At 54.4% G+C, this 21,933-nt stretch carries 24 protein-coding genes; 12 read left to right on the top strand and 12 right to left on the bottom strand.

The features are described 5' to 3' along the window. Nucleotides 1-198: 198 nt before the first annotated feature. The 6 genes from VV869_RS11100 (at nucleotide 199) to waaA (ending at nucleotide 6,639) form a co-directional block, all read left to right on the top strand. Nucleotides 199-1,320, top strand: coding sequence for a glycosyltransferase family 4 protein (locus VV869_RS11100; RefSeq protein ID WP_337734999.1), 1,122 nt, complete (start codon nucleotides 199-201; stop codon nucleotides 1,318-1,320). Then, nucleotides 1,307-2,542, top strand: a complete 1,236-nt coding sequence (locus VV869_RS11095) for an O-antigen ligase family protein (RefSeq protein WP_337734998.1) — start codon at nucleotides 1,307-1,309, stop codon at nucleotides 2,540-2,542. The genes VV869_RS11100 and VV869_RS11095 overlap by 14 nt, the downstream gene beginning before the upstream one ends. A gap of 468 nt (nucleotides 2,543-3,010) precedes the next feature. Then, entirely contained in the window at nucleotides 3,011-3,571 is a 561-nt protein-coding gene (locus VV869_RS11090) for an acyltransferase (protein ID WP_443147305.1), read from the top strand. Nucleotides 3,572-3,584: 13 nt separating this feature from the next. Continuing rightward, nucleotides 3,585-4,262, top strand: coding sequence for an acyltransferase (locus VV869_RS11085; RefSeq protein WP_337734996.1), 678 nt, complete (start codon nucleotides 3,585-3,587; stop codon nucleotides 4,260-4,262). A 59-nt stretch (nucleotides 4,263-4,321) separates the two neighbouring features. After that, on the top strand, nucleotides 4,322-5,362 hold the full coding sequence (gene waaF, locus VV869_RS11080) for a lipopolysaccharide heptosyltransferase II (RefSeq protein WP_337734995.1): 1,041 nt from the start codon (nucleotides 4,322-4,324) through the stop codon (nucleotides 5,360-5,362). Then, nucleotides 5,359-6,639, top strand: coding sequence for a lipid IV(A) 3-deoxy-D-manno-octulosonic acid transferase (gene waaA / locus VV869_RS11075; RefSeq protein WP_337734994.1), 1,281 nt, complete (start codon nucleotides 5,359-5,361; stop codon nucleotides 6,637-6,639). Before waaF ends, waaA begins: the two co-directional genes overlap by 4 nt. A 120-nt stretch (nucleotides 6,640-6,759) precedes the next feature. Here waaA and VV869_RS11070 read toward each other — a convergent pair whose 3' ends face one another. After that, nucleotides 6,760-7,554 (bottom strand): glycosyltransferase family 32 protein, encoded by a 795-nt coding sequence (locus VV869_RS11070; RefSeq protein WP_337734993.1) that lies wholly within the window; start codon nucleotides 7,552-7,554, stop codon nucleotides 6,760-6,762. A 16-nt stretch (nucleotides 7,555-7,570) separates the two neighbouring features. Next, nucleotides 7,571-8,284: a 3-deoxy-D-manno-octulosonic acid kinase gene (locus VV869_RS11065; protein ID WP_337734992.1), complete on the bottom strand. Its 714-nt coding sequence runs from the start codon at nucleotides 8,282-8,284 to the stop codon at nucleotides 7,571-7,573. Nucleotides 8,285-8,362: 78 nt separating this feature from the next. Here VV869_RS11065 and VV869_RS11060 point away from each other — a divergent pair, with 78 nt between their 5' ends. Next, nucleotides 8,363-9,430, top strand: a complete 1,068-nt coding sequence (locus tag VV869_RS11060) for a glycosyltransferase family 9 protein (protein WP_337734991.1) — start codon at nucleotides 8,363-8,365, stop codon at nucleotides 9,428-9,430. Further along, complete coding sequence (locus VV869_RS11055; protein WP_337734990.1) at nucleotides 9,427-10,221, top strand: glycosyltransferase family 2 protein; 795 nt, start codon at nucleotides 9,427-9,429, stop codon at nucleotides 10,219-10,221. Before VV869_RS11060 ends, VV869_RS11055 begins: the two co-directional genes overlap by 4 nt. On the opposite strand, the gene VV869_RS11050 is transcribed toward VV869_RS11055, so the two are convergent. Then, nucleotides 10,181-11,212, bottom strand: a complete 1,032-nt coding sequence (locus VV869_RS11050; protein WP_337734989.1) for a glycosyltransferase family 9 protein — start codon at nucleotides 11,210-11,212, stop codon at nucleotides 10,181-10,183. The two genes, VV869_RS11055 and VV869_RS11050, sit on opposite strands and share 41 nt — an antisense overlap. Nucleotides 11,213-11,350: 138 nt before the next feature. Here VV869_RS11050 and coaD point away from each other — a divergent pair, with 138 nt between their 5' ends. Beyond that, nucleotides 11,351-11,845 (top strand): pantetheine-phosphate adenylyltransferase, encoded by a 495-nt coding sequence (gene coaD / locus VV869_RS11045; protein WP_261601486.1) that lies wholly within the window; start codon nucleotides 11,351-11,353, stop codon nucleotides 11,843-11,845. Between the two features lie 51 nt (nucleotides 11,846-11,896). On the opposite strand, the gene mutM is transcribed toward coaD, so the two are convergent. The 5 genes from mutM to radC all read right to left on the bottom strand — a co-directional run bounded on the left by mutM (nucleotide 11,897) and on the right by radC (nucleotide 14,664). Beyond that, entirely contained in the window at nucleotides 11,897-12,709 is an 813-nt protein-coding gene (mutM, locus tag VV869_RS11040; protein ID WP_337734988.1) for a bifunctional DNA-formamidopyrimidine glycosylase/DNA-(apurinic or apyrimidinic site) lyase, read from the bottom strand. Nucleotides 12,710-12,733: 24 nt separating this feature from the next. Further along, on the bottom strand, nucleotides 12,734-13,225 hold the full coding sequence (locus VV869_RS11035; protein ID WP_337734987.1) for a hypothetical protein: 492 nt from the start codon (nucleotides 13,223-13,225) through the stop codon (nucleotides 12,734-12,736). Nucleotides 13,226-13,397: 172 nt separating this feature from the next. Then, on the bottom strand, nucleotides 13,398-13,565 hold the full coding sequence (gene rpmG / locus VV869_RS11030; RefSeq protein WP_002535344.1) for a 50S ribosomal protein L33: 168 nt from the start codon (nucleotides 13,563-13,565) through the stop codon (nucleotides 13,398-13,400). A gap of 13 nt (nucleotides 13,566-13,578) precedes the next feature. Beyond that, nucleotides 13,579-13,815 (bottom strand): 50S ribosomal protein L28, encoded by a 237-nt coding sequence (rpmB, locus tag VV869_RS11025; RefSeq protein ID WP_261601483.1) that lies wholly within the window; start codon nucleotides 13,813-13,815, stop codon nucleotides 13,579-13,581. A 174-nt stretch (nucleotides 13,816-13,989) separates the two neighbouring features. Then, a complete protein-coding gene (radC, locus tag VV869_RS11020) occupies nucleotides 13,990-14,664 on the bottom strand; it encodes a RadC family protein (RefSeq protein WP_337734986.1) in 675 nt (224 codons plus the stop codon). 287 nt (nucleotides 14,665-14,951) lie between these two features. Between radC and coaBC the strand changes: the two genes are divergently transcribed. Together coaBC and slmA are read left to right on the top strand one after the other, a co-directional pair. Then, entirely contained in the window at nucleotides 14,952-16,172 is a 1,221-nt protein-coding gene (gene coaBC, locus VV869_RS11015; protein ID WP_337734985.1) for a bifunctional phosphopantothenoylcysteine decarboxylase/phosphopantothenate--cysteine ligase CoaBC, read from the top strand. Nucleotides 16,173-16,385: 213 nt separating this feature from the next. Next, complete coding sequence (gene slmA, locus VV869_RS11010) at nucleotides 16,386-16,976, top strand: nucleoid occlusion factor SlmA (protein ID WP_261601480.1); 591 nt, start codon at nucleotides 16,386-16,388, stop codon at nucleotides 16,974-16,976. Nucleotides 16,977-17,053: 77 nt separating this feature from the next. On the opposite strand, the gene pyrE is transcribed toward slmA, so the two are convergent. Further along, a complete protein-coding gene (gene pyrE, locus VV869_RS11005) occupies nucleotides 17,054-17,695 on the bottom strand; it encodes an orotate phosphoribosyltransferase (protein WP_337734984.1) in 642 nt (213 codons plus the stop codon). Nucleotides 17,696-17,876: 181 nt separating this feature from the next. After that, nucleotides 17,877-18,593 carry a ribonuclease PH gene (gene rph / locus VV869_RS11000; protein WP_337734983.1) on the bottom strand — a complete coding sequence of 239 codons (717 nt, stop codon included), beginning with the start codon at nucleotides 18,591-18,593 and terminating at the stop codon, nucleotides 17,877-17,879. 239 nt (nucleotides 18,594-18,832) lie between these two features. Here rph and VV869_RS10995 point away from each other — a divergent pair, with 239 nt between their 5' ends. Further along, the gene (locus VV869_RS10995; protein WP_337734982.1) at nucleotides 18,833-19,696 is read left to right on the top strand and encodes a YicC/YloC family endoribonuclease; all 864 of its coding nucleotides are present in this window, start codon (nucleotides 18,833-18,835) and stop codon (nucleotides 19,694-19,696) included. A gap of 302 nt (nucleotides 19,697-19,998) precedes the next feature. Here VV869_RS10995 and efpL read toward each other — a convergent pair whose 3' ends face one another. Next, nucleotides 19,999-20,571, bottom strand: a complete 573-nt coding sequence (gene efpL / locus VV869_RS10990; protein WP_337734981.1) for an elongation factor P-like protein EfpL — start codon at nucleotides 20,569-20,571, stop codon at nucleotides 19,999-20,001. Nucleotides 20,572-20,987: 416 nt separating this feature from the next. After that, nucleotides 20,988-21,890, bottom strand: a complete 903-nt coding sequence (locus VV869_RS10985; protein WP_337734980.1) for a LysR family transcriptional regulator — start codon at nucleotides 21,888-21,890, stop codon at nucleotides 20,988-20,990. Between the last annotated feature and the right edge of the window lie 43 nt (nucleotides 21,891-21,933).

Here is a 21,933-nt window from a genome sequence, read left to right as displayed (position 1 = left end):
GCGCCTGTTGCACAAAGCATCACGCCATCCTGGTAACAGGGGACGCGTGTCTGTTGGGCGAATAAAAATAAACAAAAGCATACCGCCCTAAGCACATATTTACGGTGACCCAAACGGCACAGCCTACGTGCTCATGACGATTTCATCCATCATCAAAAACAAACAATGACAGCCGACGGTCACAAGAGATTTCAGTACATGGCGAACAACCGAGCAGTATTACATATCTGCCTGTCAAAGGGATGGGGCGGACTGGAGATGTATCCCATTCGCACCGGCAAGCAATTGATCGAAAAAGGCTGGAAAGTACTGGGGCTGTGCATTCGGGGCACCCGCGTTGCCGAAGGAATGCGCGAACAAGGCTTTGAAGTTTTCGAAATCAACAGCAAAGCCGCAGTGCTGCCCCAGCTGGTGACCCTGAAACGCTGGCTGGCGGCCCACCACGTCGACATGATCCACTGTCACAAATCCGGCGATGTCGTTGTTGCTGCCCTGCTCGACACCGTCGGGGATTTCAAAGTCATCTTTACCGAGCACATGGGTAGCTCCAGCTCCAGAAACGATCTCTATCACCGCTGGGTCTATCGGCATGTCGACCAGGTCTTGTCGATCAGCAATTTCACCAAACAACGGAATATCAAAGCGCTTCCTGTCCCGGTGGAGAAAATCCGTCGGCTCTGGCTCGGGACCGACATCCGCCCAGCCATTGATGATCCGGCACAGATTGCCGCCATCCGTGAGGAACTCGGTATTCCACCGCATGCCATCGTGATCGGCACCGTAGGGCGAATCGACAAAGGTAAAGGACAACGCGAATTGCTCGAAGCCTTTCTCAACCTGACCCAGCAGCATCCGGCCCAGCCGTTGCACTTACTGATTGTCGGCGGGTTGAGTGCGGAGCAAGGTTCAGACGATGGCATCGTCGCCGAGATGCAACAGGCGATCGCTTCGTCCGGCATGGCATCACAGATCCACCTCGCCGGCTTTCGCCGGGATACCGGCAACATGCTTGCGGCGATGGACATTTGTGCGATTCTCTCGCACCAGGAAGCCTTTGGCCTGACGGTCATTGAAGCCATGGCCGCCCGGAAACTGATCCTGGGCGCATCCACCGGTGCGGTCCCGGAAATTCTCGGCGAGGATTACCCTTACATCACCGACCCGCTGGATATCCCCGCGATTACCGACACGCTGGCAACCATGGTCGGTAAGATCGATTCGCTCAGACCGCTGGCTCAGGCGCTCCAGCACCGCGCGGCGCAACACTTCAGTACAGAAACACATATTACGGCACTAGAATTAATTTATGATGAACGTTAATCAGGCAATCAAGACATCGATAAATGTCGCGGTGATCGAGAAAGCCCTCATTGCTTTTTTCGGGCTGTCCCTGTTTACCTCGAAAGCCGGTCTGAATATTTCTGTCGGATTACTCCTGCTGTATTTTATCTGCGCCTGCTTCACCAACCAGGAATATCGCCATCAGGTCGTGAAATGCAAAGTTTTCTTGTTAGCGATCGGACTCTATCTGGTGGGCCTGCTGTCGACTATTATCTACCCGACAACCGGCCCCGATACCCTCTACTTTGCCCGAAAGGCTGCATTTCTGCTCGCGATTCCTTGCCTGTTCCTGTTGAACCGAAAACCGGAAAATAAGCGCGTTGCCATTCACGCCATGATAGCCAGTTTTCTCATCGCCGCCCTACTCGCGCTCTATAATGCCGTGAGCTTGGAAAGCTGGCAGGGGCAACGGGTCAGCAGTTTTCTGGACGTCGGACGTTGGTCAGAAGTCTTGACCTACTTTCTAGTATTTCTGCTACCTTTATCGCTGGACTGTAAAGAAAGTGTGAAAAATCGACTTTTTTTCAAATTCTTATTGATAATCGGCTACATATGTCTAGTAATCAGTGGTTCACGTGGCCCCATGCTCGCAACATTCGGTATCAGCGTACTTTTCCTTCTTATCTCAAACCGTCAAATTTTTTATCGCGTAGCTATTGCCGCCTTAGTTATTTTACCGTTATTAACTATTGTATTTCCTTCTAAGTTTAATCTTGTCCAAGAACGAGTTGCCAGCATTGTAAACACCAAAGACCAATCGAACTCAGCCCGCCTCAATATTTGGCGTACAGGTTTATTATTTGCAGAAGAAAATCTTCACAACAACCCTAAAGCATTTTTCTTTGGCTCAGGCCCGTTGAATTTCGAGCATGAATTTAGAAGCTTTACCATAGAGCGAAATAACAATACAGATATCACTCAAACACAAATATTTTCTTATACTGACACACATAATGGTATTTTAGATTCCTCGCTAAAGCTCGGTATTATTTATGAGGGACTTTTTATCATGCTAATATTGTCAATCGCTCGCGCAATGTTACACGCGACACCTAACATCAAATATTCGGGATTATGTGTCATCGCAGCATTTTTCATTATTGGTATGTTTTATACCAATCAATTAGAATATCAGACAATCTGTTTTTTCTATTTTTTATCGATATCTCTCTGCCATAAGCAAAGGGATATATATCAATAAAAATCTTAGTTATAAAAAATATCATAATTTATCGAAGCGATTAAAATGATACGTTCCTGTTAGCAAAAACAACTTATGTTTTTTTGCTAACAGGAATTAAACTTATGACTTAACAAGCCAATACTCCAGTATCACACTGAGGGTTAATCACCTACATCAAAATCGCTACATTTATTAGTGGGATTTATTAAAACAATGTGATAATCACCATCTAATCACATATATGAATCGGGTAAAATTACTCTCTGAAAAACTCAAACAAATTTAGTCATCTCTACAATCGACGTCAATATCAATATGTAACCATCAGAATAGATATACAATTTTAACTGTAACCTATATGCCAACTATGTGTGACCCACATATCACAGTTTATGTGTCTTTCATCTATTAAATATAGACATTCTCACATTTAAACCCTACCTTTTTAATCTATTTTTCTATATGATAAAGGAAAAACAGACCAATGTGGGCGAAATGAATTTACTATTCAAATTAAGAAATAAAGTCAGAATATCTGGGAATAATTATATAGATATATCATCCAACTCCAGAATCCGACAATGTGACATTTCCATCAAAGGTTCAAATAACACACTCATCATCAAAGATGATGTCAATATCAAGGGATCCAGCTTGGAAATTAACGGTAACAATTGCACTATGATTTTTCATGAAGGGTCCGTCATCGGTGAGCGGTGTTACTTTTCCTGTCGTGAAGCTAACACCACGTTATCGGTGGGTAAAAACGCCATGTTTTCCAGAAATATTAAAATCATGACCAGTGATGGCCATGATATTTATCAAAATGGGCATCGAATCAATCCGGCCAAAGATATCTGCATTGGCGAACATGTCTGGATCGCAGATAATGTCACTGTGCTCAAAGGAACCTCTATCGGCGATCACAGTGTCATTGGTATGAATGCACTGGTCACCAAAGATATCGGCGACAACAAACTTGCTGTGGGAAGCCCGGCTAAAGCCATCAAGGATGGTATCACCTGGGATGAAAAGCTGACTTTTTAGATTCGGAGAAAACATGAAATTCTTAAAAAAGCTCTACTTTTACCTGCGAGCTATCCCAAAAACCCTATTATTTAACTTTTACTACCTGCCGCTGAATCAGGCTCTCAAGTTGCCGCTCATTGTCAGCCATCGTGTCAAAATCGAGCGCCTGTCCGGCAAAATTGAGCTCGTCGGCCAGATCAGAACCGGGAAAATCCGGATTGGCTTCGGCAAAGTTCAAATCGCCGACCCTGCCCGTTCGCGCGCGTTATGGGCCGTCTCGCCACAGGGCTGCATCACCTTCCATCCCAAAGTCAAACTGGGCACAGGGACGAAACTGGATATCCGCGGCCACCTGGAGATCGGGGAAGGGGCCAACTTCACCGGTGAGGCCACCATCGTCTGTAACCATAAAATACAGTTTGGCAGAAACTGCCTTGTTTCCTGGCAAACCCTGTTTATGGATACCGATCAGCACAGCATCGTGGATCAACATCATCAGCGCCTGAATCCGGACCAGCCCATCCAAATCGGCAACGATGTATGGATTTGCGCCAAAAGCACCATCCTCAAAGGCGTCACCATCGGCAACAACAGTATTGTGTCCGCCAATGCCAACGTCACCTGGGCATTTCCTGAATCCGATCTGATCCTCGGTGGTAATCCGGCGAAGCCAATCTCCAGCCTCGAAGGTAAAAAATTCGTTCATTAGCGCCGCCTTTCCTTATAAACTTCACAACAGATAGATTGACTCATCAGGCACGACGTGAAATGAAAATACTAATTATTGGCCCATCCTGGGTCGGCGATATGGTGATGTCGCAGACGCTTTATACCAGCCTCAAGCAGCAGCACCCACACGCCACAATTGATGTGATCGCGCCCGCCTGGTGTAAACCGCTCCTGGAACGCATGCCGGAAATCAACCAGGCGCTCGAGATGCCGATTGGCCATGGTGAATTCAACTTAACAGGCCGCTACCAGATCGGGAAATCCCTGCGTGAACACGGATATACCCATGCCTATGTCCTGCCGAATTCCGCCAAGTCTGCACTGATCCCCCTGTTTGCCAAGATTCCGTCCCGAACCGGCTGGAAAGGGGAGTCACGTTACGGGCTGCTCAATGATCTGCGCAGCAACAAAAAACAATTCGGATTGATGGTCGAGCGCTACTGCGCCCTGGCCTACAACAAGGCCCGGATGGCGGACAGCAGCTGCCTCCCGGCTATTCCGCATCCGAAACTGAATGTGGATCTCGCCCAACAAGCCGCCTCAATGGCGCGGTTAGGCCTCAGTGACGAGCGTCCTGTGCTGGGGATGTGCCCGGGGGCTGAATTTGGCCCGGCCAAACGCTGGCCTGAACACTATTTTGCCGAAGTCGCCAACGCCATGATTAAAGCCGGTTTCCAGGTCTGGCTGTTTGGCTCACAAAAAGATCAAACCGTAACCAATGACATCGTTTCGCAGCTGGCGCCGGAACATCGCCAGCATTGCGCGAACCTGGCCGGTCAAACGCAGCTGGTTGAGGCCATCGACCTGCTGGCGAAGTGCCGGATTGTCCTGAGTAACGACTCGGGCCTGATGCACATTGCTGCGGCTGTCGGCACCAAAATTGTCGCCCTGTATGGCTCTACCTCGCCCGACTACACCCCGCCGCTCGCCGAGCAGGTTGCCATCCTCCATACCGATATCGAATGCCGCCCGTGCTTCAAGCGCGAGTGTCCTTACGGCCACCTGAAATGTCTGAAAGAGCTGATGCCGTCGCGGGTTGTGGACGCGATCCACAAACTCAACGTAGAAGCACAAGCATGATGCTGAGATACCTTTATTCGGCCCTGCTGTACCTGGCCTGTCCGTTCTTTCTGATCAAGCTATACCGGGCTCATCCGGACAAGCCCGCGGTCGGTCGCCGCTGGCGGGAACACTTTGGCTTCTGTCCGCCGCTCACAGGCCAGCGGCCTGTCTGGATCCATGCGGTTTCTGTCGGCGAGGTGATCGCTGCCAGCGAGCTGATCCGCGCCTTGCACCGCCAGCATCCGAACCAGGCACTGCTACTCACGACCACCACCAGCACCGGCGCCGCTCAGGCCGCCAAGCTGGCAGATATTGCCGAACATCGCTATATGCCGCTGGATTTCGGCTGGGCCGTGCGCCGGTTTCTGAACATCACCCGGCCCCGGGCATTGCTGATCATGGAAACCGAGCTGTGGCCAAACACCCTGCACCAGGCCAAGCGTACCGGTATTCCGGTAACCGTGCTCAACGCCCGCCTGTCCGAACGCTCTTGCCAGCGCTACCGGAAAGTCCAGCCGCTGTTTGATCTCGCCCGCACAAACATTGACCTGCTGCTTTGCCAGCACCCGGATGATGCCGAGCGCTTTCAGCAGCTCGGGATCAGCCCATCACAGGTTCAGGTGACCGGCTCCCTGAAATTTGACCTCACCATCAGCGACACCATCCGCAGCCAAGGCGCCGCGCTGCGTCGGCAGCTGGGTTCACGCCCGGTGTGGATTGCCGCCAGTACCCACCAGGGAGAAGATGAACAAATCCTGGCTGCCTTCCGGCAAATCAAAACCCAATGCCCGGACGCGCTGCTGATGCTGGTGCCACGCCATCCCGAACGCTTTGCTGCCGTCGCCCAACTGTGCCGTCAGGATGGATTTCAACTGATGCGGCGCACGGATGCTGGCGATCAGCCAATCCCGGCCTCATGTGAGATTTACCTCGGCGATACCATGGGGGAAATGCTGATGATGTTTGCCGCGGCCGATATCGCTTTCGTCGGCGGGAGCCTGATCGGGGACAAGGTGGGTGGCCACAACATGCTGGAACCTGCCGCCCTGGCCAAGCCGGTATTAACCGGGCCCAGCTACTATAACTTTACGGACATTGCCCAGCAGTTGATCCATCGCGGCGGCTGCTGGGTTTGTGAAGACGCGGCGCAGTTAGCCCAACAAGTCACCACCCTATTGCGTGACACGCAGCAGTGTGAAGCCATGGGCGCCAATGCACGAGCGGTGCTGGAAGAAAACCAGGGGGCCATTGCGAAGACCCTGGCGGCTATCTCACAGACCTTAACAGCGCAATAATCCTGATAACTCAGGACCTGACAGGGGCCTCGCCCGCGAAGCCCCTGCCGGCAGTGTATTTTGGCCAGAAACAAGAAAGTCAGCCGCAGCTGACTTTCTTGGCCTAGACATGCGCCGAACTCAGGGCTTGGGTGCCCCTTTCTTGATTAAATCTTTTGCATCGGCATGGATCCACTTGCCTCGCGGCTTATCCATGTACTGAAAATACTCATTGGTAAAGCATCCCTGAATCGCGGTATAGCGGTAGCTTCTGATGTAAGCATCCTCGCCTGCCAGCGCTTGCTCAAGCACGGCCGGACCGGTCGTAAAATACACCCCTTTCTGCGCATCATAGTGTTGAATATTCTTCACCACCTGCGCGATGGTTTTCTGCAACACCGGGTTATTCGGCTTCGTCGCAATGAAAAAATTGGTGATTTGTCGGTCCTGCTTATTTGAGATAAAGACATGCTCTCTCCCCCGGGTGATCCGGGACAGCGGCCACACTAGACAGGCGTCAATGTCCATATAAATCCCCCCCAGCTTATCCAGGGTCAGCAGGCGCCATAGATCCGCCTGGGCGGCACCGTCCGTGATTTGGCAATAGCTCTGGTAGATCTCGTCAGAGGCGTTCGCCTTGATGAATTCCTGACGCGCCTCGGTGCTGACATAATAGTAGTCGTGATCCAAAGACATCAGGCGGTTGAACAGATAGTTCAGATAGACCGGCAGGGTGGATTGGTTGGAGAAATTGGTTTGCCAAATCACCTTGGGGATCCCAGCATCATTCGCCGCTTTGATCTTCGCTTTCGAATAAACCGGGATCTCAAATCGTTTTTTCGGGAACAACCAGTGGAACGGATAAGAGAGCACTTTAAAGCAGTTGCCCAATAATTTAATCCCGCGGTTGGTCAATAAAATAATAAAATTCTTCATTTGTTCGTCATAAAAATTAAAGTTGAACAGTATGGCGATAGCCAGCCATGAGTGCTTCCCAATCATCCTCAACCCACAGGATGGAGAAACGCTGAAGTTCCTTTCTTAAGGACCGTAATAGCCTATCAAGGTTTTGCTGCTTCCATACCTCTCCTTTCCGCTGGGAACACTTATCAAAGTCGATCAGCCAGCACTGTCCTTGGTTATCTAATAGTATATTGTGAATGTTTAAATCTGTGTGGCAGACGCCGAGATCATGCATCTGCCGGATCAATTGACCAACCGCGGCCCATTCCGCGGGCGCCATTGGACGCTGCTGCATCACCGCCACCAAATCCTGCGCGCCCGGCACTTTTTCGGTCAGAATATCAGCCCGGTATCCGAAACCGCAGCGCACCGCCCGGGCCGCCACCGGCCGCGGCACCCGGACCCCACCCTCAGCCAGCAATTGCAACAGTCGGAGCTCCTGCGCGCAACGGGTGTTGTCCCAGCCGGTGAAAATATATTGATCCCGAATAAGCTTTCCCAGTAAGCCGCCACGCCAGTAATGACGCAACGCCATCGGCAAGACGGGCGTCTCGATAAAATACGTTGTTCCGCGTCCTCGGGCCTGACCGCTAATCGCTCCCCGCTGCTGCCAATACTGCGGGTCAAAGCTGCGTTCCGGCTCAGCGTCAAGCAAAGCCTCATCAAACCAGATCCGGGAATTTGTTGATGATATAACTTGCATATGTGTTTAAATCTGTGGTTTTACAATTTTTTATCCCAGCTGCATAATGCAGACTTCTATTTTCCAGAGCAATGAAGTATGAGCTTATTTTTGTCTCCTCCCACATCTTTATGTGTTTTACGGCTCTCCGCCATTGGTGATGCCTGCAATGCCAGCGCGATGGTCCAAGCGATCCAGCGACAATGGCCGGAGACAAAAATTACCTGGATCATGGGCAAAGCCGAAGCCCAGCTGCTGGGCGACCTGCCCGGCGTCGAAGTGATCCCGTTTGATAAAAAGCTCGGCTGGAAAGGCTATACCCAACTCTGGCGCCAGCTCCGCGGCCGGAAATTCGATGCCCTGCTGCATCTGCAAACCGCCCTGCGGGCCAGTATTGTCAGCCTGGGGATCCGGGCCAAACACCGACTGGGCTTTGATCACACCCGCAGCAGCGACATGCAGAAATGGTTTATCAACCATCCGGTTCCTTCCCCGCGTTCGGCACATGTACTGGACGGTTTTATGGCCTTTGCCCGGGAATTAGGGATTGAGGATACCACCGCGCGCTGGTCACTGCCGCTTGCCACTGCCGAGACGGACTGGGCGTCACAATATATCACGTCCGGCCAGCCGACTCTGGTGATTGTCCCGGCCGCCAGCAAAGCCTTCAAGAACTGGACGGCGACAGGCTATGCCAAGGTTGCAGAATACGCCGCCGCCAAGGGGATGCAGGTGATTCTGGCCGGCAGCCCGGCCAAGGTCGAGGTCGAACTCGCTGAGCAGGTATGCGCGCAATGCCAAGTGCCGTTGCTCAACCTGGTCGGACAAAGCTCGCTGAAGCAAATGCTGGCCCTGCTGTCGGCAGCGGATCTGGTGATCGCCCCGGATACCGGTCCGACCCACATGGCTGTCGCCGTCAACACCCCGGTGATTGGCTTATATGCCCACCACAACCCGCAACGCACCGGTCCGTACCGGTATCTGGATTATGTGGTGAGTGCGTACCGGGAAGCGATTGAAGCTGAAACCGGCAAATCCCCGGAACAACTGAGCTGGCGAAGTCGGGTCAAAGCCGAAGATGCCATGAGCCGTATTCCGCCCGAGGCCGTCTGCGCCATGCTGGATAAAGCCCTAACCGATTTTTCTATTCTCGAGGAGACACCATGAGCACACAGAAGCCGACACTGGCCGTGGCCCTGATCGTGAAGAACGAAGCCGACAACCTCCAGGCTTGCCTGGCGTCCGTCAGTGGCTGGGTCGATGAGATCATCGTGCTCGACTCGGGCAGCACCGACCATACCGAGGCCGTCGCACGCCAGTATACCGACAAGTTTTATGTCAATGCCGAATGGCCGGGCTTTGGCCCCCAACGCCGCCTGGCGCAAAGCTATGTCACCGCGGATTATGTCCTGTGGCTGGATGCCGATGAACGGGTCACACCGGAACTCCGCGCCAGCATCGAACAGACGCTGGCCAACCCGCAGGCCAACACGGTCTACAGCATTGCCCGGCTCAGCTGGGTGTTTGGCCGTTATATCCGCCACTGCGGCTGGTATCCGGATCGGGTCAACCGCCTCTACCCGACGGCGCTGACACAGTACAACGAAGATTTGGTCCATGAAAAAGTGGAACTGAATGAAAGCATGCAGGTGGCCAAGCTGGACGGGGATCTCCTGCACTTTACCTACAATGATCTGCACCACTACCTGGTGAAGTCAGCCGGTTACGCCAAAGCCTGGGCTGAGCAGCGGGAAAAACGCGGTAAGCGCAGCAGTATCAGTCAGGGACTGCTGCATGCGCTGGGCTGTTTTCTCAAGATGTATGTGGTCAAGGCAGGCTTCCTGGATGGCAAGCAAGGCTTGCTGCTGTCAATCCTGTCCGCCCACTCGACCTTCGTCAAATATGCTGATTTGTGGATCAGGACCAGTACGGCGCCGCCCAAGTCACCGCTTGAGTAACCACATCGTCGATCTCAATCAGACTCATGTCCGTCTCGGTCTCCTTGCCCGCAGGCGGACAAAACGCCAGATGACGTCCCTCGGTATTGAGCGTTTTCCAGCGCAACGGTGTGGCCGAGCGTTTGTTCGGGAAAAAACCCAGGGTCGGAACATCCAGTGCGGCGGCAATATGTAACGGCCCGGTCGAGCCCGCCATAAACAGGGACGCACACGCCAACGAGCAGGTGAAATCCTGCAGGCCGTCATTGCGATCATAAACCACCGCACTGACATGCGGATGCACCCGTTCATACAGTGAGGCCGCCATGGCTTCCTCCCCCGGTCCGGCAGTCAGGACAAACTGGCAATCAACGGACGCGCCAACCCCTTGGATCAACGCCGCATACTGCGCCAGTGACAAGTTATTGGCCGAGCCGCCGCTCCCGGCATGCACGAAGCACCAGCGTTTGTCCGGATCCAATCCCAACTGAGCCACCAGCTTCGCCCGCTGGGCATCCAGGGCCTGCGGGCTGAAATGCAGATAAGGTCCCCGGGGCTCCTCAATCGCGAGGCATTGATCCCGGAGGAAAAACCGGATCAAATCCAGGTTGTACTCAAATTCAGGTTTCGCAGACTGCGATCGGCGCTGCTTGAGGCGGCGGTTAAACAACACTTGCGCCAGTTTGGTGGCTGGCGCCAGCCGGTACGGGATCCCGGCCCGCCACAACAACATCGCATTATAGCCGGTCGAAAACAGGCAGATCCCGGCATCGAACCGCTCGGCCATGAGCGTGTCGAGCAACGCCGCCTGTGCAGCTTTGTCCGCTTTTGGGGTCGGATCAATAATCACTTCGTCAATCCACGGACACAGCCGGGCAATCGGCGCCGTGTAGTTGGGAACCAGTGCCGTGATATGACTCTCGGGCAACGACTGCTTCAGCATCGCAAAACTGGGCCAGGCCAGCATAAAATCACCAATCTTGTCATTGCGTACAACGAGAATTTTTTTCATAGCACCTTGTTCCAACGAGTCTCAACGGTCCGGATCTTACAAGATATCGTTCACCCGCCATAGGGATTGCGGTAAAGATTAGAGAAACCGGCAGTTTTTTTGATAGCATATCGTGATTCAGAGAAAGAGGATCGCCCTGTGAGCCAAAATAAAAACACCCGTGTCATCTATCCCGGCACCTTTGACCCTATCACCAACGGCCACCTGGACCTCATCGAGCGTGCTGCCGCGATGTTTGACCATGTGATTGTCGGCATTGCCTTCAGCCCGAGCAAAAAGCCGCTGTTTGACTTAGAAGAGCGGGTCACGCTGGCGAAAGAAGTCACCGCTCACCTGAATAACGTCGAAATCGTCGGATTTTCCGGGTTGCTGGTCGACTTTGCCAAAGAATATCAGGCCAATGTCCTGGTCCGGGGACTACGCGCAGTCTCGGACTTCGAATACGAGTTCCAGCTGGCCAACATGAACCGTCGCCTGATGCCCGAACTGGAAACAGTCTTCCTGACCCCGGCCGAAGAAAACTCCTTTATCTCTTCGACCATCGTCAAGGAAGTGGCCCTGCACAAGGGCGATGTGAGCCAGTTTGTCGCTCCGTCCATTGCCGAAGCCCTGGAGCAGAAGCTGCACGGCTGACCGACGCGCCGGAAAAGCCCCCTTTTCCGGCAGCCTCCGGCGACGTCGCCCTTAGGTCTGGCAGTCGGTACAATACACCGTTGACCGCTGCCCGATTTTCATCTCACTGAGCGGCTTGTCGCAACGCGGACACGGCTGGCCCGCCTTGCCATACACCAGCAGCTCCTGGGCAAAATAGCCCGGTTTACCCTCAGCGTTCTTGAAATCTTTCAAGGTCGTACCGCCCTGCTCAATCGCAAACGCGAGCACCGCTTTAATCTGATCGACCAGCGCCGCGAGGCGCGCACGAGAAATCTGCCCGGCAGCCCGTTTCGGATGGATCCCGGCACTGAACAGCGATTCATTGGCGTAAATGTTCCCGACCCCGACCACCACCTGGTTATCCATGATGAACTGCTTGATGGCCGTCCGCTTGCCCTGGGCCTTCTCGAACAGATAGTCCGCCGAAAATGCCGCATCAAGCGGCTCCGGGCCGAGCTTGCCCAGCACCTGATGCATCTCCTCCGGCGGCTGTTGCCACAGCCAGGCCCCGAAACGACGGGGATCGTTATAGCGCAGCACCTCACCACTGGCGAGCACCAGATCAACATGATCATGCTTTTCTGCCGGGATCCCGCTCGGCAGGATCCGCAGGCTGCCCGACATGCCCAGATGCACAATGGCGTAGCCGATATCGGTTTCGAGCAACAGGTATTTGGCCCGGCGGCTGACCCGGCGGATCACCTGCCCTTCAATCTGGCAGATCGCTTCCGGCACCGGCCAACGCAGCTTCGGATTCCGGACAATGATCCGGGTCACCGTCTGGCCCACCACATGAGGAGTGATCCCCATCCGGCTCACTTCAACTTCAGGTAATTCAGGCATCTTGCGTTCCCATGGGTTTCACATTCATTCCGGTGACGCCGGAAACAGGTAGGCTTCATCGACCGTGACCGCCAGCCACTGTCCCTGCCAGTTGCGGAGCAGCCAGAACTGCGGCAGTTGGTAGCAAGTGACCCGGATCGGCTCTTGGGCCGATGCCAGCCAAATTTCGGCGGTTCTCGGGGCCGTCAGCTGCGGCTTCAGCTGTGCCATGAGGGCATCCTCAACCGGGGTACCGGCCAGGGCCTGCCAATGGGCTACCACCTGCGCGGCATCGGGCAGCGGCGGCTGGCTGCGCCAGGCACCGGATTCCTCACGCAACAGTTCGTGGGCCGGCAGCACCAGCCGGTTGATCTCGGCTGATTCCGGCAGCAGCAACGCCAGCGCCGGTGTCCCCGCAGCCTCATTCGCCGCCTGACGGTTTCTGAGCAGATCCGGAAACTGGATCACGGCAATAAAAAGGATCACGCCGATAATGATGACGTTATTCCAGCCCCGCCGCGACAATCTCACTCCCATACCGATCCCCCGCATCAACATTCAATGTCTGCATCATACCCAGCGCCCCGGTAATAATCACCTCAGTCCGGGGAAAATCCGCAGCCAATGCCCGCCACGCCCCTTGTTGCTCAAACGCCAGGTATAAAAAAACCCAGCAAATGCCGGGTTTTTATCAAAGAGGCAGAACCAATTACTTGATTTTAGCTTCTTTGTACATAACGTGCTGGCGAACTACTGGATCAAATTTTTTGATCTCGAATTTGCCTGGCATGTTACGCTTGTTTTTGTCGGTAGTGTAGAAGTGGCCTGTACCAGCAGATGATACTAGACGGATCTTCTCACGAATGCCTTTAGCCATTGTTCAAATCCTCTTAAACGTTCTCGCCGCGAGCACGCATATCAGACAGAACGACATCGATGCCTTTCTTATCAATGATACGCATACCTTTCGCAGAAAGGCGTAGTTTAACGAAGCGTTTTTCGCTTTCTACCCAGAAACGATGAGTTTGCAGGTTCGGCAGAAAACGACGCTTGGTGGCATTACGTGCGTGTGAACGGTTGTTACCCGTTACAGGACGCTTACCAGTTACTTGGCATACTCGGGACATTACTGTCTTTCTCCAAATCGTTTCAGCTCGATATCTACCATGGCCCGTTCAATGTGAAATTCAGTTCCACACTCAGCCACAGCTATCAAAGGTCGCGCATTATACTAAGTCAAAACCAGTTGCTCAAGTCCCGAGCAGATCCTTTCTCAACTTTTTGGTCAAATTGTGGCTATTTTATAGCCAACCTCGTTCAGCAAAAGAGACAGTTTCTCCGTCGCCGACAACAAAATGATCCAGGATACGAATATCAACCAAGGCCAGCGCATCGCTGATCCTCCTTGTTATTCGACGGTCTGCCTGACTCGGCTCTGCCACGCCCGAGGGGTGATTATGCGCTAAAATGAGCGCCGCTGCATTAAGTTCTAACGATCTTTTTACCACTTCACGCGGATAAACGCTGGCGGCATCGATTGTTCCTTCAAAAAGCACCTCCCCGCTCAACACCCGGTGTTGATTGTCGAGAAACAGTACATAGAAAGCTTCCCGCTGCCGATCGCGCAATTTCTGGCTCAGGTAGCGCCGGGTATGATCCGGACTGGTCAGCGCATCTTCCTTTTTCAGCGTTTCCTCAAAATGGCGGTGGCTCATCGCCATAACCGCCTGCAACAGGGCGTACTTTGCCGGTCCCAACCCTTTGTGGCGACAGAACTCCGCCTGGTTGGCGGCCAGCAGCGCCCGCAGCGAGCCGAAATCTGCCAGCAACTGGGTCGCCAGCTCCAGGGCATTCATCCCGGCGACCCCGGTGCGCAAAAAAATGGCCAGTAGTTCGGCATCGGTCAGCGCCTCCGGACCGTGCGAGAGCAACTTCTCCCGCGGCCGGCTCGCTTCCGGTAACAGTTTCAGTGACATTACAATCCCTCCCCTCAAAGTCCCTCAGCAGATGTCGCCGGGCGCGCTCAGGCAAGCCCGCCGTCGGGAAAATGGGAAATCATTCGCACTCTTTTATGCATCCCAGACCGAAGTCGCGGCCATGTTTTGCGCTTGCCGACACTCCACCGGACAAACGCAACCTCGCCTCTTTTGGGGCCTTTTTCCGCGATACCGGCGGCGGAGCTTGATCTCAAACGGTGAATCCGCCGCTGGTTGGTGCTATCTTTGGTGCCCGGAATCAACAGGCTCAGAGAGACAGAGGCACCATGCAAACATTGGCCGGAAAGAAAATACTGCTGGGGATCAGCGGCGGGATTGCCGCCTACAAATGTGCGGAACTCACCCGCAGGCTGATAGAACGCGGCGCCGAAGTACGGGTTGTGATGACCAAGGCCGCCAAAGAGTTTATCACTCCGCTAACGATGCAGGCGGTCTCGGGCAAGCCCGTCGCCGACAGCCTGCTGGATCCGGCCGCTGAAGCCTCCATGGGCCATATTGAGCTGGCCAAGTGGGCCGATCTGGTCCTGCTGGCACCGGCCACCGCCGATCTGATTGCCCGCCTCAGCGCCGGCATGGGCGATGATCTCCTGACCACTCTTTGTCTGGCCACCGACGCGCCGATTGCCGTCGCACCGGCCATGAATCAGCAGATGTACCGCAACGTCGCCACTCAGGAAAACCTGGCCACCCTGAGCCGGCGTCATTTCCCGATTTGGGGTCCGGCCAGCGGCGAGCAGGCCTGTGGCGATGTCGGCCCGGGCCGGATGCTGGAGCCGATGCAACTGGTCCACCAGGTAGAGCACTTTTTCCACCCGGCTGATATGGCCGGGATCAAACTGGCGATCACCGCCGGTCCGACCCGTGAGGCCATCGACCCGGTACGCTACCTGACCAACCACAGCTCCGGCAAAATGGGTTATGCCATTGCCGAGGCGGCTGCCAGACGCGGCGCGGACGTCACCCTGATCAGCGGCCCGGTGAACCTGGCAACTCCGGCCGGCGTTACACGGGTGGACGTCAGCAGCGCCGAGCAGATGCATCAGGCAGCCATGCGCCATGCCGAGCAGCATGACATTTTCATCGCCTGCGCCGCCGTGGCCGATTTCCGACCGGCCACCATCGCCGAGCAGAAAATGAAGAAAACCGACGACAGCGACACCATGGTGCTGCAACTGGTCAAAAACCCCGATATTGTCGCCAGTGTCGCCGCCCTGACCGAGCACCGCCCGTTTACCGTCGGCTTTGCCGCGGAAACCCAGGATGTCGCGCAATATGCTCGCAGCAAGCTGAGCCGTAAGAACCTCGATCTGATCTGCGCCAACGATGTGTCCGTTCAGGAGCAAGGGTTCAACAGCGATCACAATGCCCTGCACCTGTTCTGGCCCCAGGGCGACAAGGCCCTGCCGCTGGCCTCCAAGCACGCCATCGGCGAGCAGTTGATCGACGAAATTCTGACGCTCTACCGCCAGCAGCACCCAAGCCGATAACCCGGCGGTCCCGGATAAAAACTCGCCACCCAGTGGCGAGTTTTTCGAGCAAGATCAGGCAACAACATCACTTCCCCTTCAGAGCCCGGCTTTTTTGCCGATAAAGCGATCAGTATCTAACACCTGTGCTTTTCACAACGCGACTGCATCGCTAAGATAAGCGGGTTTTGTGCTGCCCGAGGGCAGACTCATTTCGAAAAGGAACGGTTATTCATGGCTGGCAACAAAAAAAACAATCGCCGCGAAGAAATATTGCAAGCGTTAGCGCAAATGCTGGAGTCTGCCCAGGGCAGCCAACGCATTACGACCGCCAAGCTGGCAGCACAGGTTGGTGTTTCCGAAGCCGCCCTGTATCGCCATTTCCCGAGCAAGGCCCGGATGTTCGAAGGCCTGATTGAATTTATCGAAGACTCAATCACCACGCGGATCAACCGCATCCTCGATGAGGAAAAAGACACCCTGAACCGGCTGCGGATGGTGCTGCAACTGATCCTGGGCTTTGCCGAGCGCAACCCGGGCCTGACCCGGATCATGACCGGCCATGCCCTGATGTTCGAGCAGGACCGCCTCCAGGCGCGGATCAACCAGCTGTTCGAGCGCATCGAGACCCAATTGCGCCAGATCCTGCGTGAGCGCAAGCTCCGTGAAGGGAAAGGGTTCCCGGTGGAAGAGAATATTCTCGCCGCCCAACTGCTGGGTCAGGTCGAGGGTAGCCTGAACCGCTTTGTCCGCTCCAATTTCAAATACAAGCCGACGGAAAGTTTCGACGACTACTGGCGGCTGCTGAGTGCCGAACTGGGCTAAGTCCGAGACGAACGACACCCAACAAAAAAGCGAGAGGCATCCCTCTCGCTTTTTTGTTGATTCCGGATTGGCAGCTGTTAGATACCGTATTGCGCGCGGTACGCTTTCACCGCTTCCAGATGCTGCGCCATGCCCGGTTGCTCTTCCAGGTAGCGTACCACATCGCCCAGAGACACAATCGAGATCACCGCGCAGCCGAAGTCGCGCTCGACTTCCTGAATCGCCGACAGCTCGCCCTTGCCTTTTTCCTGGCGATCGATGGCCACCAGCACCCCGGCCAGATCCGCGCCGTTCGCCTGGATGATTTCCATCGACTCGCGGATGGCAGTACCGGCGGTGATCACATCATCGACCAGCATAATCCGTCCTTCCAGTGCACTGCCGACCAGGTTGCCGCCTTCCCCGTGCGCCTTGGCTTCCTTACGGTTAAAGCAGTATGGGGTATCAACATCATGGTGATCGGCCAGTGCTACCGCCGTGGTCGTCGCAATCGGGATCCCCTTGTAAGCCGGGCCGAACAGAACGTCATACTGGATGCCGGCATCCACCAAAGCCTCAGCGTAAAAACGGCCCAGACGTGCCAGATCACGCCCGGTGTTGAACAAGCCGGCATTAAAGAAATACGGGCTTTGACGGCCGGATTTCAGAGTAAACTCACCAAATTTCAGCACCCCTTTCTCCAGGGCAAATTCGATGAACTGACGCTGATATGCTTTCATGGTTTCTCCTTATAGAGCATCTATGTGTTGGTACAATATCTTGGTGCTATTGTTTCAGGTGCTATCGTCTCAGGCGCAGCACCGTTGCGCTGCCCGCGGGGTTGCCCCAACGCCGGATATAACCGGCCGCAGGACAAATTCAGCGCAAAAAAAAGCGGCTCCAACAGGAACCGCTTCAAAATCAATTTTCCAGCGCTCGCTTCTGAACGCTGATGATGTCGGCAATGCCGTCTTTGGCCAACGCCAGCATCGACAACAGCTCTTCGTGGCTGAACGCCTCGCCTTCCGCCGTGCCCTGAATTTCAATCATCTTGCCGGCTTCGGTCATCACAACGTTCATATCGGTTTCAGCGGCTGAATCTTCGGCGTAATCGAGGTCACATACTGCCTCGCCGTTGTAGATCCCGACCGACACCGCTGCAACCATCTGTTTCAGCGGGTTAGTTTTCAGCAGACCATTGGCCAGCATATGGTTAATCGCATCAACCAGTGCGACCATCGCCCCGGTAATGGATGCCGTGCGCGTGCCACCGTCGGCCTGGATCACATCACAGTCAACCGTGATCATCTGCTCGCCCAGCACTTCAAGATCCACCGCGGCACGCAGGCTACGGGCGATCAGGCGCTGGATTTCCATGGTCCGACCGCCTTGCTTACCGCTCGCCGCTTCACGGCGGTTACGTGAGTGCGTGGCCCGTGGCAGCATGCCGTATTCGGCCGTCACCCAGCCTTTCCCTTTGCCCTTCAGCCAACGCGGCACATTTTCTTCCACACTGGCCGTACAAATCACCTTGGTGTTGCCGAACTCAACCAACACCGAGCCTTCAGCATGGGCCGTGAATTGACGAGTGATAGTGATGGGACGCACTTGATGATTTGCTCTTCCGCTTGGACGCATCGGGATTTACCTTTGGCTTGCTGACATTAACCGGCGATTATAGCCAGTTCTGCCAGCCGGTGCACGTAAAACCCACCCCGCCCCCACTGCCGCTTCATTTCCTTTATCGCCAAGGCCGCGTATAATCAAGGCACTGTCTGCGCTACGCACTGATCCAGCCTGACATTGGCTTCCTGCTCCCGGTGATCAGCAAGCCACAACGTAGCGCCACTCTTTTTCTAACTAAGGGCCATCAGCCAATGATCCACAGCATGACCGCCTATGCCCGTCGCGAAGTCAAAGGCGACTGGGGTACTGCCGTTTGGGAAATCCGTTCGGTCAACCAACGTTACCTGGAAACTTACCTTCGCCTGCCGGAGCAATTCCGCAGCCTGGAGCCGGTGCTGCGCGAGCGTTTTCGCAAACGTCTGGCCCGCGGTAAGGTCGAGTGCAGCCTGCGCTTTGAAACCAACCCGGCCGCCAGCAGTGATCTGCGGATCAATGAAGCGCTGGCCAAACAGGTCATTCAGGCTGCCAAGTGGGTTAAAGACACCGCCGGGGAAGGCAGCATCAGCCCATTCCAGGTCCTGAACTGGCCGGGTGTGATGGAAGCGCCGGAGCAGGATCTCGATACCATCAACCAGGAGCTGCTGGTCGGCTTCGATGACGCCCTGACCGATTTCATCGCCGCCCGCGCCAGCGAAGGCGACAACATGAAGGTACTGATCGAGCAACGTCTGGATGCCATTGCCGGGGAAGCCGACAAGGTGCGCCAGCAAATGCCGGAGATCATCAACTGGCAGCGTGAGCGTCTGACCAGCCGCTTTGAAGAAGCCAACGTCGAACTGGATCCGACCCGCATTGAGCAGGAGCTGATCCTGATGGCGCAGAAAGTCGACGTCGCCGAAGAGCTGGACCGCCTGGACTCACACGTCAAAGAAACCCGTAAGATCATGAAAAAAGGCGGTGCCTGCGGCCGTCGCCTCGACTTCATGATGCAGGAGTTCAACCGCGAGTCGAACACCCTGGCGTCTAAATCGATCAATGTCGACATCACCGCTTCAGCCGTTGAGCTCAAGGTGCTGATCGAGCAAATGCGCGAGCAGATCCAGAATATTGAGTAAAAGTTTCTGAGTTTACTTAAGCTGACCCATTTTTACCCAGCCCCTGCTTTAAGGGGCTTTTTGTTTTCACCAGATTTCAAATTCTTTCCTGTATTTTCCATCAATAGGTGAGTTTTCTGGTGAGTAACTTTCCCTTGCTGACGCACGCGATGCTGCCTTCCAACAACGAAAGCTTATTCAACAAGGAATCACTCCGTGACATCGCTTCTCGTGGTGTCTTCGCTGATCCAAACTGCCAAGCTCGATCTACAGATACAAAAACAGCCGCTCATGGCGGCTGCTTTATCCGTCAGAAACACAGGTTATTTCTCAACGCGGTTCATATATTTATGTTCCAGCGTATTCACGCGAATCCGATCGCCGTTTGCGATGTATTCAGGCACCTGTACGGTCAGACCCGTACTCAGCACCGCTGGCTTGGTCCGCGCACTGGCAGATGCACCCTTAATGGAAGGATCTGTCTCGACGATGTCCAGATCAACCGTTGATGGCAGTTCCAATGCCACTGGCGCACCATTCACGACCAAGACATGCAGACCTTGCGTATCTTCAGTGATAAAGAGCAGTTCTTCTTCAATTGCATCTTTATGGAAGTGATATGGGGTGTAATCTTCATTATCCATGAAGATGTACTCTTCACCGTCAATGTAAGAGAACGCCGCAGGGTGGCGACTGAAATCTGCCAGGGTGATGATGTCATCCGCTTTGAAGCTGACATCCGCTTTCGCGTTGGTCGCAACATCATACATACGCATCCGGTACAAACTGTTTCCGGCACGGCCACTTGGCGTCAACTTATTGACTTCCTTTACAAAATAAACTTTACCATCGTGTTCAATGGCTGCAGACTTTTTAATCTCACTCGCCTTTGGCATTTTCATAACTCCGATTCATCGTTGATGGCGAGAAAATAGCATGAAACCACATGAAGACAAGTAGGCAATGAAAAAATTGAGCTTTCTTATCCCTTGGCATAAGCAACCGGAACAAGGTGCTAAAAGGCATAGAAAAAGTCATCAAACGATCGTCCATCTCAGTACTTTTGCAAGCGTTTCAAACCAATATGAACCGTCCGTGCTGACTTCCCCGAATGACAGGTCAGGCCCTTGTCGTGGTCGAATGATCCCGGACACCACTTTCCGTGGAAAATTGCCACCGTAACAAGCAGTGTTTAATGACAAGAAAGCGTCGCTCATTGACTGCTGAGTTCAACTTAGAAGCCGCATTTTCGAAACGCAACCCTTGAATCCAAGCCCTGCTCCCTCAGGGCTTATTGATATCTGGACCCTCTTTATTTCCGCACCGGGGTTTCGCCCCACTCGGCGAGCAAGGCTTCCTTAAACACCCGTAGTTTGGCTGAATGCAACTTAGAGGGTTGATGGACCAGTGACAGCCGGTGCGCCGGGGGATTGAACTCGGTCAGGATCGGTTGCAGCTCGCCGCGGGCGATCGCCTCGCGGGCAAAGAAAGTCATCACCTGCACCACCCCGACCCCGAGCCGCGCGGCATCAAGCAGCGGATCGCCGTGGTCGAACACCAGGTTGCCATCCACTTCCAACATTTTCTCCTGATCGGCTTCAGTGAAGCGCCAGCGCACCGGGCGCCCGGTATGAGGATTACGCACTTGCAGGCAATTATGCGACGCCAGATCATCCGGATGCACTGGCATGCCGCGGCGGGCCAGATACTCCGGCGAAGCGACCATCTGCCAGGTTAGCGGCGCCAGCGGCCGGGCAATCAGGCGCTGATCCCGGATCTCCCCCGTGCGCAGCACGGCATCAAACCCTTCTTCCACCAAATCGACGATGCGATCGCTCATCACCACTTCGATGTTCAGTTGCGGATACGCTGCCAGCCGCTGGGCCAGGATCGGCATCAGCACCACCCGACCGAACGCCGACGGCGCACTGACTTTCAGCAACCCCGAGGGAGAACTGCGACGGTCCTGCAACTCCTGACCAAGTGCCGCCAAATCACCCAGCAGCGGGGCACTGCGCTCATAAAATACCATGCCGTCTGGTGTCAGACTCAGGCGCCGGGTATTGCGGTGCAGCAGGCGCACTCCGAGCTGGTGCTCCAACCGACTGACCGCACGGGAGACCCCGGACTGAGTCACCCCGAGCTGGGCCGCCGCATCGGTAAAGCTCAGACATTCGGCGACCTTGAGAAACTGGCGAATCGCATTGAGATCCATGATTTTATTCATTACTGAAAGGATAGTGACCGGGTTAATCAAA

Origin of the sequence: Photobacterium sp. MCCC 1A19761, from assembly GCF_037389125.1 — a bacterium.
GTDB lineage: Bacteria > Pseudomonadota > Gammaproteobacteria > Enterobacterales > Vibrionaceae > Photobacterium.
Note: the sequence above shows the minus strand (reverse complement) of the source record. Positions and strands in the feature narration are given on the sequence as shown.

Coding starts and splice junctions, on each gene's coding strand:
- VV869_RS11050 (WP_337734989.1), bottom strand. CDS start 11,212: ATGAAAAAAATTCTCGTTGTACGCAATGACAAGATTGGTGATTTTATG.
- VV869_RS10995 (WP_337734982.1), top strand. CDS start 18,833: ATGATCCACAGCATGACCGCCTATGCCCGTCGCGAAGTCAAAGGCGAC.
- VV869_RS11100 (WP_337734999.1), top strand. CDS start 199: ATGGCGAACAACCGAGCAGTATTACATATCTGCCTGTCAAAGGGATGG.
- VV869_RS11035 (WP_337734987.1), bottom strand. CDS start 13,225: ATGGGAGTGAGATTGTCGCGGCGGGGCTGGAATAACGTCATCATTATC.
- VV869_RS11095 (WP_337734998.1), top strand. CDS start 1,307: ATGATGAACGTTAATCAGGCAATCAAGACATCGATAAATGTCGCGGTG.
- VV869_RS11060 (WP_337734991.1), top strand. CDS start 8,363: ATGAGCTTATTTTTGTCTCCTCCCACATCTTTATGTGTTTTACGGCTC.
- VV869_RS11065 (WP_337734992.1), bottom strand. CDS start 8,284: ATGCAAGTTATATCATCAACAAATTCCCGGATCTGGTTTGATGAGGCT.
- VV869_RS10985 (WP_337734980.1), bottom strand. CDS start 21,890: ATGGATCTCAATGCGATTCGCCAGTTTCTCAAGGTCGCCGAATGTCTG.
- VV869_RS11055 (WP_337734990.1), top strand. CDS start 9,427: ATGAGCACACAGAAGCCGACACTGGCCGTGGCCCTGATCGTGAAGAAC.
- pyrE (WP_337734984.1), bottom strand. CDS start 17,695: ATGAAAGCATATCAGCGTCAGTTCATCGAATTTGCCCTGGAGAAAGGG.
- efpL (WP_337734981.1), bottom strand. CDS start 20,571: ATGCCAAAGGCGAGTGAGATTAAAAAGTCTGCAGCCATTGAACACGAT.
- waaA (WP_337734994.1), top strand. CDS start 5,359: ATGATGCTGAGATACCTTTATTCGGCCCTGCTGTACCTGGCCTGTCCG.
- mutM (WP_337734988.1), bottom strand. CDS start 12,709: ATGCCTGAATTACCTGAAGTTGAAGTGAGCCGGATGGGGATCACTCCT.
- coaBC (WP_337734985.1), top strand. CDS start 14,952: ATGCAAACATTGGCCGGAAAGAAAATACTGCTGGGGATCAGCGGCGGG.
- rpmB (WP_261601483.1), bottom strand. CDS start 13,815: ATGTCCCGAGTATGCCAAGTAACTGGTAAGCGTCCTGTAACGGGTAAC.
- rpmG (WP_002535344.1), bottom strand. CDS start 13,565: ATGGCTAAAGGCATTCGTGAGAAGATCCGTCTAGTATCATCTGCTGGT.
- VV869_RS11085 (WP_337734996.1), top strand. CDS start 3,585: ATGAAATTCTTAAAAAAGCTCTACTTTTACCTGCGAGCTATCCCAAAA.
- rph (WP_337734983.1), bottom strand. CDS start 18,593: ATGCGTCCAAGCGGAAGAGCAAATCATCAAGTGCGTCCCATCACTATC.
- radC (WP_337734986.1), bottom strand. CDS start 14,664: ATGTCACTGAAACTGTTACCGGAAGCGAGCCGGCCGCGGGAGAAGTTG.
- slmA (WP_261601480.1), top strand. CDS start 16,386: ATGGCTGGCAACAAAAAAAACAATCGCCGCGAAGAAATATTGCAAGCG.
- VV869_RS11070 (WP_337734993.1), bottom strand. CDS start 7,554: ATGAAGAATTTTATTATTTTATTGACCAACCGCGGGATTAAATTATTG.
- waaF (WP_337734995.1), top strand. CDS start 4,322: ATGAAAATACTAATTATTGGCCCATCCTGGGTCGGCGATATGGTGATG.